The following is a 15,001-nucleotide window of genomic DNA, read 5'->3' as shown; positions in this document are numbered from 1 at the left end:
ATTAAATTATTGTGATAACAATTGTTTTAATGATATTGAACAAAATTTAATTTGTCACGAACTAAGAATAAACAAGTATCGCTGGTTAAAACCGCTTGTTCTATACGTTGTTTATCTTGCTCATTAAGATCGTTAATACAAGCAACCACATAACTACAGGTTTTACTTTGTAATGCCTTTTCAATAGTTGAGACTAAATTATTATTAGTTAAGTTAGCTAAATGTACGACTTTTTGTTTATCGAGCCCAGCAATATTTAACCATGAACGTTTTAACATTGGACGATCTGATAGCCATAATTGCCATTTCTTTTCTTTATTGAACGAACGTAATAAAGGTCTCTGCTGTTGCAACACTTGTTGAAAAGGTGTTTCAAAATTGATAGCCATAAGTTGTGGTGATGAATGTTCAATAAGCATAATAATCTCTACACTGTTTACTTATACAGTGTATATTAATACAGTATTTTGAGGTTGTAAATACTGTTTTGCTCATTTTTTATATTATTATGGTGTAATATATCTTCATGAACGAAAATATTGATAGGTCAAAATTCCTAAAAACGTCATTAATACTGAACCTGCAACATGAATAGCGATGGTAGTTAATCCCCAACCAATACGTCCTTCTTGAAGAAAATTAACAATCTCAGCTGAAAAGGTGGAGAAAGTCGATAATCCACCACAAAAACCAGTAATTATTAACAATCTCCATTCAGAAGATAGGGTAGAGTGATTAAAAAAGGCAATGGCGAAACCAATAATATAACCAGCAATTAAATTAGCAACTAATGTCCCTAATGGAATAGTAAAAGCAATCACATTTAACTTTAACGATAAAAACCAGCGTAATAAACCACCAGCCACTGAACCGACCGAAATTGCTAAAATAAGTTTTAACATAAATGATAAACCTTTAAATCATTAATTAACCATGATCATATCAGTAGACTAATAAAATGGGTATCTTTTTGCTGAGTAAATTATTTCATTTATTAGCTAGGCTAACCAAAATCATTTGATTGTAATCATTATTATTTTTTATTGGTTTGCGTTAAAATAGCTGATAATAATGATGAATTATAAAGGTTAAAATAATGTTTACAGGAATCGTTCAAGGTGTTGGTCAAATTATTGATATCATCGATCAAGATAAATTACGTACTTATAAGGTAAAATTACCAGCAAAATTAACACAACATATCGAAATCGGTGCATCCATTGCTAACGATGGATGTTGTTTAACCGTGACCGATTTTAAAGATGATTGGGTTACTTTTGATATTATGCAAGAAACGTTATCCTTAACAACTCTCGGTAGTAAAAAGTTAAATGATTTGGTAAATATTGAACGAAGTGCAAAATATGGTGATGAAATTGGTGGCCATGTAATGTCAGGGCATGTCTCTTGCCGAGCCACCATTATTGACATCCAAAAAACAGCAACTAACTGTCAAATGACGTTAGCCATGCCAGAAAAATTTATGAAATATGTTTTATATAAAGGTTTTATTGGTATAGATGGTGCAAGTTTAACTGTAGGAGAAGTAAAAGATAATCAATTTAATATCCATCTAATTCCTGAAACATTAGCGATTACCTCTCTAGATAGTAAAAAAATTGGTGATGAAGTAAATATTGAAATTGACTCACAAACTCAAGCTATCGTTGATACGGTAGAAAGGGTATTAGCAACGAAAAAATAAAGTTAAGCTAATTTGTACCTAAATTGGCTGATAGTGTACTGATTGTTCGTTAATAATGGTTTATTGTTAAACATACATATGTTAATAAAAAAGGAAACAACATGTTTATTGCAAAACACTTTAAACCATTATTATTAAGCTTGGCGATGCTTGCACCTTTTAATTGTTTAGCCGATCAATTAAAATTAATCATTCCAGAATTAGCTAAAGATGGTTTTACTAGTAAATTTATTTCCAATCAATTTGGTTGTACTGGCGATAACATCTCACCGCAAATTGAATGGCAGAATGTTCCAACTAATGCTAAAAGTTTAGTATTGACCATGTATGATCCTGATGCACCGACGGGATCCGGTTGGTGGCATTGGCAGGTGGTAAATATTCCTGTGCAAAGCCAACTTATTACTGAATCAGCTGGTAATCAACCTAAATTATTACCTAAAGGTAGTCAATTAATTCGCAATGACTTTGGTACGATTAGTTATGGTGGTCCATGCCCACCGGAAAACAGCAATCACCGTTATCAGTTTACACTTTATGCTCTTGATATTGATCATATTGATGTGACAGATCAAACAACACCCGCGATGATAGGATTTATTGCAAATGCACATCAAATAGCCAAAACAAGTATCACTTATCATTACACTCGTTAGGCAATAATTAATAGGTAAGACTAAATTGGATTTTAAATTAATCGGGCAGATTATTCATATTACTCAACATTGTAACCATAAGTTAAAATATATTGAAAATAGTCAACCGTTACTGGTATATGTTATTAGTGGTGAAAAATTAGTTGAGTGGAATGGTGAAACACTTAGTGTTAAAGCTGGGCAGATTATTGCTATTCCTGCGAATACCATTTTGAATATGACTAATTTGTCGATTAATAATACACCTTACCAAGCAATATGTTTTAGTTGGTATGATGAATTACTAAATCAATTTGCATCTTCTAATAAACAAATTATTCCTAAACCCCTTAAAAAGATTAAAGTCGAAACTGATTTAAGAGATAATTTTATTAATCGTTTATCACAAATAGAATCTGAATTGATAAATAGCTCAGTGAACGATTCTGGGATGAGTTTGATGTTAGTTAAACATCTATTTTTAGAATTATTAATCAGGTTATCCTCAATAGGCATTGTTTTTAAAGCCAATAATAACACTAGCATCAGTTACCAGATAAGACAAATGATTAGCCAACAACCTGATAAAAAATGGAAACTAAGAGTTATCGCTGATCAATTTGCAATGAGCGAATCAACTTTAAGGCGTTATTTAGCTCGAGATGGGCAAAATTTATCACAAATTATTTTAGATGTTCGTTTAAATTATGGATTGGTCTTATTACAAACTACCCAAAAATCAATATTAACTATTGCTCAATCAGTTGGTTATGATAGTGGTTCTCGTTTTACCCACTATTTTAAAAAACGCTTTGGCATTTCACCTAAGATGTTACGTTCTGAATAAGTTTCTATTTCAATATCTACCAATTATTGGTTATCTACATTAAAACAAATACCCCATCTTAAGCTTGATATTCAGTCAATCTCATCATTTTACATTGATTAAGATCACATTCTATTCCAGATTAATCTGGAAAAAAATGTAATCGTCTTATTTATTTAACTAACTATACTTTAAATCATCAAGTTATGAATGTATTGCAACAACAATTAGAAAAAGGAGTTGAGTAATGGAAAGACAAATCAAATTACTTAAACTACTTTTTAGCCAATCGGAATTTAAACCGGCTGCTTTTTTTAGTTCAAAATTATCAATTTCAACTAAAACTGTATATTACGATATTGAAAAACTAAATGAACAGTTAATAACGGTACCGAATACGGATATTCGAATCGAAAAGTCTCCCCGTAAAGGGCTAATGCTAGTAGGTGAAAAAACGGATGTTGAGCCGATTATTAGCTATTTAGAACAAAAAAATAGTCATAGTTATTTCAATCAAAAATCACGACGCTTAAGCCCTGAATACCGTCGATTAGATATCGTCAAACGCTGTTTGCTTAAAAGCGAATCAGTATCATTGGAACAATTATCGGATGATTATTTAGTCAGTAAAACATCGTTACACAAAGATATTGAATTTATTAATCGGGCTCTTGAACAAGAAAATATTCTATTAAATGTCACTCATAAAGGAATTTGTATTGAAGGTAATGAAAATCAAATTCAACGAGCGATTAAACATTTCTTATCTTTGTATATTCATAAACAAGATAATTATTATCTTAATCAATTGATGAAATCATTTATTGGCGATAACTCTTTTGAACAGATAACTCAATTATTATTTGAACGTTTTGAATCAGTAGTCGTGCAATCTTCAGAGCATTATTTATCTTCATTACTTATATCCATCACCATTCAGCTAAAAAGATTGTGTTTAGGCTATTCAATTCCTGAAGAGAGTGATTTCTTATTTAATCATATCCGATATATGCAATCTTATTTGATTGCCTCGGAACTGGCTAAAACGTTAGAGTTAACTTTTACTGTGACGTTTTCGACCAATGATATTAAATACCTAAGTAAATTGTTTTTTGCTCATCGTATTATTGATGAAAATGTCATTGTTGATGATAGTTTTTATGAGCAAATTATTCGTAGAATTATCAAAAAAATAGGCGATATTGAAAGTGTCGATCTCTCTGGTGATGGAAAATTATTTCATTCATTATTGTCGCATTTCCCACCGATGATTACTCGTTTACAAAAGCAAATTCGTATTATTAATCCAATATTAGATGAAATAAAACAGGAATATTCGAAATTATTTAGTGTGTTATGGTATGCACTTTCAGACTTAGAACGTAAATTTGATATTCATTTAAATGATCATGAAATTTCATTTTTATTGATTCATTTCCAAATAGCCTTAGATAAAGCCGCTGATGCCAATAACATCGTTATTATTTGTCAATATGGATGTTCATCATCAAATTTAATCTTAAATAAAGTCCGCAAATTTTTGCCATCTAAAGATAATATTGAAGTGTATTCTGTGGCTAAACTGAATTCGACTAAGCTTAGTAATGTCGACTTGATCATCACCACTCTTGATATCAAAAATATTAATAAACCGATGGTCAAAATATCATCTTTATTGAACAAACAAGACTATCAAACTATTATTCAAGCTTACGCTAACTATGTCTTGAATAAGCAATCCGATTTTTCAGACAAAGGTAATTATTACCCATCTACCGCCAAATTTGTCAATGCGGATTTAATTGAATTAAATGTTGATATTCAACATAAAAGTGACTGCCTTAATTTGCTGATAAGTAAGTTAGAAGATAAAGGCTTAGTGACTAAAAACTATCGTGACTCAGTTTTATATCGAGAAGAAATCGGCGACACTTCAATCGAAAACGGTATTGCTTTACCGCATGGTTCGCCAATGTTTGTTATTAAATCGAGTATCTCAATTATGACCCTCAAACGACCAATAAAATGGGGCATGATCGATGTCAGTATTATTATTATGGTTAGTCTTTCCGAAGACAATATCAATAGCATTAATGACGTTTTTACCGAAATTTATGAAATTGTTTCAAATAAACAAGCAATTTCATCCTTAAAAAATCTCACAAATTTTAAACAACTTAAACAATTTTTGGATAATCAAAGAGGAATCAAGAATGTACTTTGATCAACATTTATGCCTATTTAACATTGAGGCAAAAACCAAAGAAGAGATCTTAACCACAATGGCACAAATGTTATTGTCACATGGCATTGTTAAACAAGATTATTTAACAGGTATTTTAGAAAGAGAACAGCAATACCCGACTGGTTTATTAGTTAATTCGACTGGTTTTGCAATTCCCCATACCGATTCCTCAAAAGTAAATCAATCGCAAATTTGTTTTGCATCACTAAAACATCCAGTGATTTTTTCTGGTATGACCGATGATAAAGAGCAAATACCGGTTAAATTTATTTTCATGTTAGCAATGAAGCAACCACATGAACAGGTTGAGAATTTACAAAATTTAATCGGCTTATTTCAAAATGAGGAGCAAATAAAATTATTAGAACAATGTCAATCAACTAACGAATTTATCTCTATTTTAAATAGCGCTGGTGTTAAATAGGATGGATTATTTTTATTAAGGAGTAACAAATGGATAGTGTCATTAATATTTTTCAATGGCTAATAAATTTAGGTGGGGTCGTTTTTTTACCTATCATCATTTTTATTATCGCCTTGTTTTTCAGAGTTAGCTTTTCCAAAGCGATAATGTCTGGTATTACCGTCGGTATTGGTATTGTCGGTCTTGGTTTAGTTATTGGTTTATTATCAGATACGTTAGGTGTTGCGATTCAAAAAATGGGTGAGCAATATGGAACGTCATTAAGCATCATGGATATTGGTTGTGGAGTAGGTGGTCCGTTAGCATTCTCAACTACATTGGGATTATTACTCATTCCTGCTTCATTAATTATCAACTTTTTATTTATTTCACTAGGTTGGACTAGAACGTTAAATGTCGATATTTGGAACTTCTGGTTTGCAATTTTCCTCGGCTTAGTAGCTTATTCAGTAACTGGTGAATATTGGGTTGGTATTATTGGTTGTATCACTGCAGTAATGTTGCAATGGTTTTTGGCTGATCTTTTACAAAAACCAATTAGTTCATTCTTTGGATACCCGGGTATTGCGGTTACTCACCTTATGGCATTATCAGGTGCAATTGTTGCAATCCCATTAAATTGGATATTTGACCGTATTCCAGGGCTAAACAAATTAAATGCTGATTCAGAAACATTAACCAAACGATTTGGGATTTTCGGTGATACAGTGGTAATTGGTTTAATCATCGGTATTGTTGTTGGTATCTTAGCTAATTACGATGTTCCACAAATTGGTAAATTAGCAATTTCAACAGCTGCAATCATGAAAATTATGCCGAAAATGGTGGCAATGTTTATGGAAGGCTTACTTCCCGTTGCTGATGCTGCTCGTGAATTTACTAGTAAAAAACTCAATGGCAAACAAGTTAACATCGGTATGGATGCTGCGTTAACTGTTGGTCATCCTGCGGTAATGGCAACTGCGTTAATTATGGTGCCAGTTTCATTATTATTAGCCTTAATTTTACCGGGTAATAAAGTGCTACCTTTTGGTGATTTAGCTTTCTATGCCTTTGGCATCTGTTTAATGGTACCGTTTTTCAAAGGGAATATTATTCGTTCAATTTTAGGTGGCACCATCTATTTGGTCGTCTGCTTATATATGGCAACATGGCTTGCACCAGTTATTACTGATGTATTCCATTTGGCTAATTACGATGTAGGTACTGCTGGTATTGTTACTGTCATTTTATGTGGATTATGGCCAGTAACCTTATTCGTACTGTTGTTAACTCATCTTGGTTTTATTGGTTTAATTGGTTTAGCGCTAGTTATTCTTTGCTTACTTATCTATATCAACAAAATCAAAAAAATTGAAATGTATTAAAAGGAAATAATCATATGAAGAATTTACTTATTATGTGTGGTGCAGGGCATGCAACTTCGACTATCGCAGTAAGCAAAGTGAATAAATGGCTTAGTGATGAAAAATTAACAGATCAGGTAAAAATTTATCAATCTAAGATTGCTGATGAACTTAATAAGATTGACTCTTATGATGTAGTTGTAAGCACAACTATTGTACCGGATTCAATTAAAGCGAAAGTAATTAATGGATTACCACTACTTACTGGTGTTGGATTAAATGAATTTTTTGCTGAATTGAAAAAGCGTTTAGCTATTTAAATTCAACTTTAAGTTTTGATAATGCTTGCCTCATTTATTTTGTGAAGCTTAACAACAAAGTAGATGGGGCTATAATAAGGAATAAACTATTATGAATATTATTCATCATGCCATTGAAATCAACACGGTTGCAGGTAGGCATTCATACCACGATATTACAGAGCAATTAAAACAGTTTGTAAAGCAATCCAATATCCAAAATGGTCAATTAACTATAGCTACTAGCCATACAACATGTTCACTTTTTTTTGAAGAATGTATGCATGATACGAATTTTTTTGGTGATGAATTTCTGCAAGTGGATATCAACAACACATTAGAAAAAATTGCTCCACGGATGACCAGCGAAAATCAATATAACTCACCGGGTCCAAAGCATGTTGAATTTGGTTTAAGCCTTAGTGATCCTAATTATCCAGCTGAAAAATGGGTTATGTTAAATACAGATGCTCATATCAAATCATCACTGTTTGGTCATTTTTCAATTGTATTAATTATTAAAGATGGCCAGCCGTTATTAGGGCAGTTAGGACGAATTTATTTTGTCGATTGGGATGCACTACGTGAAAGGAAACGTAATGTTAATTTTATGCTGATGGGTCGTTAATAAAAGGAGATAATCATGATACTGTCTCCATCGCTATTTAATTCTGATCTTTATCGGATCAAAGAGACTCTAGAAAGTCTACAAACTTTAGGTATTCGCCAACTACATATTGATGTAATGGATAATCATTATGTACCGAATCTAGGCTTTAATGCTAGCTTTGTTAAAAATCTAAAAGCGCATACTGATTTTATTTTAGATTGCCATCTAATGGTTGAAAGACCTGAATTAGCTATAGTTGATTTTATTGATGCTAAAGCTGATATTATTATCTTTCATTATGAAGCGACAGCGCATCATTCATATATTATTAATAAAATCAAAAATAGTAATATTAAAGTCGGTATAGCCATAAACCCTTGTACACCAGTTGAAAATCTGAAGCTCTTATTACCTCAGGTCGATCAGGTTTTAGTTATGACGGTCAATCCAGGCCAAAAAAATGAAAGTTTTTTACCTTTTACGCTACAAAAAATAGAACAATTAAAAAGTTTAAAGCAAATCGGTAATTACCATTACGATATTCAGGTTGATGGCAATATTAACGATCAAAACATATCTTTATGTGTTACAGCTGGCGCCAACAGTATCGTATCGGGTGGCTTTATCTTTAACAATAATCCGCTCGAAAGCAATATAGAAAGATTAAAAGCGGCAATCAAATAGGGAAATAATAATGGATACTAAAGATGTATTATCAAAAATATTAACTGAGATATCAGCACAAGTAAGCTCTATCAATGAGGAACAACTTAGCCAATTTAAAAATGCCATTATTGCTGCACAACATATCTTTCTTGCTGGAACAGGCCGCTCTGGATTAATGATTGGGGCATTTGCTAATCGATTAATGCATTTGGGCTTGAATGTTAGTTTGATAACTGAAATTAGTAAACCAAGAGCAAATGTTGGTGATTTATTAATTTTAGGATCGAGTTCCGGTGAAACCAAAAGCTTAATTGCTTATGCCAATCAAGCAAAAGCACTCGGTGTTAAAATAATATTATTTACTACCAATAGCAACTCTAGCTTAGCCAAATTAGCGGATAATATTGTGGCAATTCCAATAAAAGTGCTTGAACTAAATCAACCCATGGGTAGCACATTTGAACAACTATCATTACTCACTTATGACAGCATTGTTTACAGTCTAATGACAGAATTGCAACAGACGCCAGAATTAATGAAAAACCGTCATGCTAATATTGAATAGTATACAAACTAAACTAACAACCTTGAGATAAAATTCTACTTATTACAATAATTCCGATGCTCGATGGGACTGACGAATATTATGTTATTAAATATGGGTGAAAAATTTTGAGGAAAGCACTTTTTTGAAGCAAAAAATTTGAGGAGAGGGGTTTTTTAGGCTATAAAATTCCTAATTTTATAAAAAACACCGTTAATCAATCTTAGCGATTTAATTAACGGTGCTGATTTATTTGTCTATGGCTATAAATTTAATCTATCGATTATACTTAATTAGCTGCTTTTAAATAGTGAGCAATTTTTGCAATATCATTTGGAGTCGTTTGACAGCAGCCACCAATCAATTTTGCCCCTAACTTGATCCAAACTGGCAATTGATTATCAAAGGTACAATTATGTTGATGATCTTTGTGCCATTGTTTAGTGGTTGGATCATATTGCTCGCCCGAATTAGGATAAACAATTAAGGGTTTCGCTGTTAGTGCTTGTAATTTGGTTAATGCCAGAGAGACCTTTTCTAAAGCAATGCAATTAATACCGATACTAATTACCTGATCAATCTGATTTAGATAATCAATCACTTCGACAAGTGGAGTTCCATCACTAAGGTGATTTGCATCTTTTAATGTTAACGAAAACCATGCTGTCATTGTTGGATATTGTTGTAGCAATTTAGCTAACGCTTTTATTTCAACAAAGTTGGGTAGGGTTTCACAAGCTAAAATATCAACTTTTGCCTCAATGAGTGCTTGCATTCTGGCCTGATGAAAATCAATAAATTCATTTTCACTAAGTTGATAATTACCAGTATATTCTGAACCGTCTGCCAAATAGGCTCCATAGGGACCCACTGAACCAGCGATAACTAATAACTTATCTGACTTAATTTCGTCTAGATATTGTTGTTTGGCTTGTTGAGCTAGCGTTACACTTTGTTTAATCAAATTTATTGATTCGGCAAGTGATATCCCTTTTGGGGCAAAACCTGATGGTGTTGCTTGATAGCTAGCGGTAATAGCACAATCAGCGCCGGCATTAAAATAATCATAATGAACTTGTCTAATAAGATCGGGTTGTTCAATTAATACTTTAGCTGACCATAAACTATCATTAAGATCACAACCACGGCGCTGTAGCTCACTTGCTAAAGCACCATCAATAATTACGTAGTTATTTTGGTTTAATAACTGCGATATAGGATTTTCTTTTGACATTATCGATTTACTCGTTGTTGATAAGCTCGGGTAACATGATAGGCGATATAGCAAACCACTACAAATGGAATACCACAATAAAGGGCAATTCGTTGTTCAGGATCGAAAGCTAGTCCAATACAAGCAATTAAACATAATATAAACCCTAAAATTGGCACTAATGGATAAAGTGGTGCTTTATATTTTAGCGATTGTATTTCAGAGGTTGAGAGTTGTTTTCTAAAAAAGTAATGTGATGCACAAATACTTAACCAAACAGCAACGACGGCAAATCCTGAAATTGCCGTTAAGCCTACAAACACAGTATCGGGAGCAATAACACTGGAGAACAAAGCTAATAATCCTCCAATCATACTAACGGCAATAGCAGTAGTTGGTATACCTTTTGGATTTAATTTACCAAAGCATTTTGGCAATGTACCTTGATTAGATAGCGACCATAACATGCGACCAGATGCATATAATCCAGAGTTAGCTGCGGATAAAATGGCCGTTAAAATGACAAAATTCATAATGTCAGCAGCATAAGGAATACCGATACTTTCAAATACTTCAACAAATGGGCTTTTAATAACGCCAGCTTGTTTCATTGGTAATAGGGAAGCTAATACAAAAATGGTACCAACAAAAAAGATAATCAATCGTAGAATAGTCGTTTTGATGGCTAGTGGAATGGTTTTTTCCGGTTGATGGGTTTCGCCAGCAGCTATACCGATAAGTTCTGTTCCTGAAAATGCAAAATTCACTGATACCATAGTCATAACAATTGGAATAATACCGTTAGGAAACCAGCCATGTTCAGTAATATTATGCAAAAATGGGGCAGGTAGGTTATTTTTCATTGGAATAAACCCAAAGATAGCCGCACTACCAGCGATGATAAATACAATAATGGTAATCACTTTAATAATGGAAAACCAAAATTCACTTTCGGCAAAAAATTGTGCGGTAATAATATTTAACAAGAAAATGACTACACAAAAAACTAAGCACCAAATCCAAACTGATACTTGAGGAAACCAGTATTGCATACATAAACCGGCCGCAGTAAAACTTGAGCCTAATGCCACAGTCCAGGTTAACCAATAGAGCCAAGCAACAGTATAGCCCGTTGCAGGACTAATAAATTTTGATGCATAAGTATGAAATGCGCCCGTTTCAGGCATCGCAACAGCTAGCTCACCCAAGCAAAGCATAACTAAATAGACAACAATTGCACCAATTAAATAAGCAATAATAGCACCAATAGCACCAGCAGTAGCAATGATATAACCAGTATTAAAAAATAATCCAGTTCCTATAACACCACCTAGTGATAACATGATTAAGTGGCGAGTCTTCATTGATCGTTTAAATTGATTTTCAGGCACAGCAGAAGAGTTAGTGTTCATATAAATATTGACTCATTAAATTGTTTTTAAGTGAAATTCCGCCTGATGATAGGCGGAATTTTTTAGATTAGAAGTTTAAATTGTTAAGAAATTCTTGTTTGCTAATTTTATTGCCATTGATGGTTACTTGATCTTTTGATTTTGAGTAATCAAGTTCGCTAAATATACCAGAGGTATTACCTTTTTTAAAGGTGACTAATGGCGATCTGCTCAGTGCCATTTGTGCCATTAATTGTAAATTATTGCTTGCTCTTTGTAGCTGATTATCGGTTATTTGTTCTGACTCAGGAGCTTCTATTTGTGACATGAATCTCGCTATTACAGCAAATGGTGCTTCAAGATTTATTGAAAGTTGGTTAATTTTGTCAATGTCTCTATCATTAATTGTCATTTGATTAAGGTAAGAAATATCAACTAATGCACTAAAATTGAAATCACCAGAAGCATTGTGCCAATGAAATTTTTTAATGTCTATTTTAGTATTGGTGATGTTTGAGTTATTAGTTGAATCTAATAACCAAGATATTTGCTCAAATTTGTCAAAAAATAATTTATCTAACCCTTGAACATTAAGTTCAAAAGTACCATTTCCCATTTGTTGCTTGCCGTAATTAAAAGCTTCAATTGCAATATCCATATTACCTTCAAGACCAGTTGTTTTATTGGCAAATTTATAGTCCATTGCAAAATTTTTAAGTGCAATTGTTGGTTTATCGGTATTAGCCTTTAAATTAACAAATAAATCATCAACACTATTTTGTGCTTCGATGAAATAATTTTTATAATCAATTTTATTATCAACTTTTAAATTTTTTAGTTTAATCTCATCACCATCGTGTCTTTTATAATTTAAATTATCAATAACCAATGAAAAAGAAGGTGTTTCAAATCCTAGGTTACCAGACACACTATAATCAATTTGGCCTAGTTCGAGTTTACCTTCAAGAAATTGATAATTAGGATCTTGATCACTCAAAACAATCGGTTGTGTTGTCAGGTTAATGGTTAGATTATCAGAATAAGATAAATTGATATGCCCTTTTGCAAATGGTTTGTTACCAGCAAGTTTCCATAAAATTGGGTTAGATTTTTCTGTACCTTGATACTCAAGCCAAGCCATTTGTGGCGAAAAAGTACCTTGTTTCAAGGCGGCTAGCGGGAATGGTCCATGATGGATGATAATATCTTCATCATATAGCGTGATAGTCGAGGATGCACTTGCAGATTCAGCGATAATTTTTATATGTGTTTTAGTTGAAAAAATACCCTTTTCATCATTGGAATGGGTGATTTGTACTTCAACCTCATTTTGTAAACTATTAACTTTTTTTGTTAGATTTTTTAATGTGTTATCTAACTCAGCTTCAATTACATTGCCTGTATGCCAAGCTATACCAATATAACCAAGGCCTAATATTGCAATAACGCCAATTGCCAGTGTACTTTTCTTCATGTTTACTCTCTCAATTTTTCTACTTTTAATTATTTTTTAATATAACTTACTTTCATGATTTTTGATTAAAAAATGATGTATCGTCTTTTGTTGATTATTCAAAAAGATCTAAAACCTCACTTTTGTTATAAATTTGACCATTAATATTAGCCTCGTTACTGTCTTTAAGTATATCAATATCGATAAATAAACCTTGTTCTTCACCTTTGCTAAATTTAAATATCGCAGAATCATCGAACATATATACCAAGTTTTTTTGGACCGTTTTTTTCGATTCGTTAAACTGTTCCTCAGTGAGCTCACTATGGTGAGGATCATTATATTGGGCATAGCTGTAAGCAATTACATTAAGGGGGGCATTAACATGCAATGAAAGATTATTAATGCTATCTAAAGGATTATTTTGGTTATAAATATCTTCAAGCTTTGCGATATCAAGTGTTCCTTTAATATTCACATCACCATTAACATTACGCCAGTTTAAATTTTTAAGCTCAAATTTACTGTTAATGGTTTGATCATATTGAGTTTCTTCATCGATAAATTCTTCGCCAAATATCTCTTTATCTAAACCTTGATAATCAATATCTATTTCTGCATTACCTAAATTTTGTTGTCCATATAAGATTGAATCAACACTGCTAATGAATGAGCCATTAAGAACTCGAGTATCACTTAAATCAGTTTTTTGTTTGATAGATAGTTTGTTTAATATGATGAAGGGTCGTTCATCATCTGACTCAGGAATTAAGGTAAATTTATCAAGATTAGCATTTAAGGTAATATTTTGATTGTTGGAATCAATAGTTCCATTTGCTCTTAAATTCTCGATTGAAAAGGTGTCATTATCAGTTTCGGCATAGTCATAATCATCTAGATAATATAAATAAATATCTCTTAAATTTGTTTTTAAAGAATCTAAATGCAAATTATAACCAATCATAGTTGACTGTTTTTCGCCATCAAGATCAATGTGAAGCTTATCTAACGTAAGATAGTAAACGGTTTTTTGAGTATGAAATTTATCTAAATCTAGTGTTATCGAAGGGATAGCTGAGTCCATATTACTAGTAAATGTAAAACTACCTTTGCCTAATTGGTATTCAAATTTAACATTATCTTCAATTTCTCTATAATGACTGATTTCCTTGCTAAAAAGCTTTACAATCATACTTTCACTATAATCCAAACTAATATAGCCGGTAATAAAGGGTTGATTATCATTAGTCTTCCATGCGGAAGGATTGGATTCTTTGCTAGTTTCAAATTCCACCCAAGCCATTTGTGGTGAAAAAATACCTTGCTTTAAAGCGGCAAGTGGGAAAGGGCCATGATGAATAGTGAAATCCTTATCAGCTAGTGTAAATACCTCAGCAAAACTACCATCTTTAGAGGATAAGGTCATATTAATATGGGTTTTGGTTGAAAATAGCTGTTTTTTATCATTAGAATGGCTAATATTGATTTTAAAAACATTTTGGCTATTGTTGAACTGTTCAGCTGCTAGTGTTAACGATTTATCTAGATCATTTTCAATCACGTTGCCAGTATGCCAGGCAATACCAACATAACTTAAACCTAATACAGCAATAAAGCCTAAAGCCAGTGTCGTCTTTTTCATTT

16 protein-coding genes are annotated in these 15,001 nt (G+C 32.4%); 10 read left to right on the top strand and 6 right to left on the bottom strand.

Going from position 1 to position 15,001, the window contains the following annotated elements; genetic code table 11:
- Positions 1–26: 26 nt before the first annotated feature.
- Both B6C99_RS00280 and crcB read right to left on the bottom strand, forming a co-directional pair.
- Positions 27–419, bottom strand: coding sequence for a cell division inhibitor SulA (locus tag B6C99_RS00280; RefSeq protein WP_086357987.1), 393 nt, complete (start codon positions 417–419; stop codon positions 27–29).
- A gap of 105 nt (positions 420–524) precedes the next feature.
- The gene (gene crcB / locus B6C99_RS00275; protein ID WP_086357986.1) at positions 525–902 is read right to left on the bottom strand and encodes a fluoride efflux transporter CrcB; all 378 of its coding nucleotides are present in this window, start codon (positions 900–902) and stop codon (positions 525–527) included.
- A 194-nt stretch (positions 903–1,096) separates the two neighbouring features.
- Here crcB and B6C99_RS00270 point away from each other — a divergent pair, with 194 nt between their 5' ends.
- From B6C99_RS00270 to hxlB, 10 genes are all read left to right on the top strand, one after another.
- Entirely contained in the window at positions 1,097–1,705 is a 609-nt protein-coding gene (locus B6C99_RS00270) for a riboflavin synthase subunit alpha (RefSeq protein ID WP_086357985.1), read from the top strand.
- Between the two features lie 101 nt (positions 1,706–1,806).
- On the top strand, positions 1,807–2,361 hold the full coding sequence (locus B6C99_RS00265) for a YbhB/YbcL family Raf kinase inhibitor-like protein (RefSeq protein WP_086357984.1): 555 nt from the start codon (positions 1,807–1,809) through the stop codon (positions 2,359–2,361).
- A 25-nt stretch (positions 2,362–2,386) separates the two neighbouring features.
- Complete coding sequence (locus tag B6C99_RS00260) at positions 2,387–3,187, top strand: AraC family transcriptional regulator (RefSeq protein WP_086357983.1); 801 nt, start codon at positions 2,387–2,389, stop codon at positions 3,185–3,187.
- Between the two features lie 226 nt (positions 3,188–3,413).
- Positions 3,414–5,390, top strand: coding sequence for a transcription antiterminator (locus B6C99_RS00255; RefSeq protein WP_086357982.1), 1,977 nt, complete (start codon positions 3,414–3,416; stop codon positions 5,388–5,390).
- The gene (locus B6C99_RS00250; RefSeq protein WP_086357981.1) at positions 5,380–5,835 is read left to right on the top strand and encodes a PTS sugar transporter subunit IIA; all 456 of its coding nucleotides are present in this window, start codon (positions 5,380–5,382) and stop codon (positions 5,833–5,835) included. Before B6C99_RS00255 ends, B6C99_RS00250 begins: the two co-directional genes overlap by 11 nt.
- Before the next feature lie 29 nt (positions 5,836–5,864).
- Positions 5,865–7,202: a PTS galactitol transporter subunit IIC gene (locus tag B6C99_RS00245; protein WP_034883654.1), complete on the top strand. Its 1,338-nt coding sequence runs from the start codon at positions 5,865–5,867 to the stop codon at positions 7,200–7,202.
- A gap of 14 nt (positions 7,203–7,216) precedes the next feature.
- Positions 7,217–7,501, top strand: coding sequence for a PTS sugar transporter subunit IIB (locus B6C99_RS00240; protein ID WP_034901958.1), 285 nt, complete (start codon positions 7,217–7,219; stop codon positions 7,499–7,501).
- Positions 7,502–7,592: 91 nt separating this feature from the next.
- Positions 7,593–8,108: a YjbQ family protein gene (locus B6C99_RS00235; protein WP_086357980.1), complete on the top strand. Its 516-nt coding sequence runs from the start codon at positions 7,593–7,595 to the stop codon at positions 8,106–8,108.
- Positions 8,109–8,123: 15 nt separating this feature from the next.
- Positions 8,124–8,774, top strand: coding sequence for a ribulose-phosphate 3-epimerase (locus tag B6C99_RS00230; protein ID WP_216819321.1), 651 nt, complete (start codon positions 8,124–8,126; stop codon positions 8,772–8,774).
- A 10-nt stretch (positions 8,775–8,784) separates the two neighbouring features.
- Positions 8,785–9,321, top strand: coding sequence for a 6-phospho-3-hexuloisomerase (gene hxlB / locus B6C99_RS00225; RefSeq protein ID WP_065613021.1), 537 nt, complete (start codon positions 8,785–8,787; stop codon positions 9,319–9,321).
- A 268-nt stretch (positions 9,322–9,589) separates the two neighbouring features.
- Here the strand turns inward: hxlB and mmuM are convergent, their stop codons facing one another.
- The 4 genes from mmuM to B6C99_RS00205 form a co-directional block, all read right to left on the bottom strand.
- Positions 9,590–10,534 carry a homocysteine S-methyltransferase gene (gene mmuM / locus B6C99_RS00220; protein WP_086357978.1) on the bottom strand — a complete coding sequence of 315 codons (945 nt, stop codon included), beginning with the start codon at positions 10,532–10,534 and terminating at the stop codon, positions 9,590–9,592.
- On the bottom strand, positions 10,534–11,925 hold the full coding sequence (mmuP, locus tag B6C99_RS00215; protein WP_086357977.1) for an S-methylmethionine permease: 1,392 nt from the start codon (positions 11,923–11,925) through the stop codon (positions 10,534–10,536). Before mmuP ends, mmuM begins: the two co-directional genes overlap by 1 nt.
- A gap of 67 nt (positions 11,926–11,992) precedes the next feature.
- Positions 11,993–13,378, bottom strand: a complete 1,386-nt coding sequence (locus B6C99_RS00210; RefSeq protein WP_086357976.1) for a YdgA family protein — start codon at positions 13,376–13,378, stop codon at positions 11,993–11,995.
- A 94-nt stretch (positions 13,379–13,472) separates the two neighbouring features.
- Entirely contained in the window at positions 13,473–14,999 is a 1,527-nt protein-coding gene (locus tag B6C99_RS00205) for a DUF945 family protein (protein ID WP_086357975.1), read from the bottom strand.
- Positions 15,000–15,001: the final 2 nt, after the last annotated feature.

The organism is Gilliamella sp. N-G2, assembly GCF_002142215.1.
In the GTDB taxonomy this organism is placed as follows: domain Bacteria; phylum Pseudomonadota; class Gammaproteobacteria; order Enterobacterales; family Orbaceae; genus Gilliamella.
Note: the sequence above shows the minus strand (reverse complement) of the source record. Positions and strands in the feature narration are given on the sequence as shown.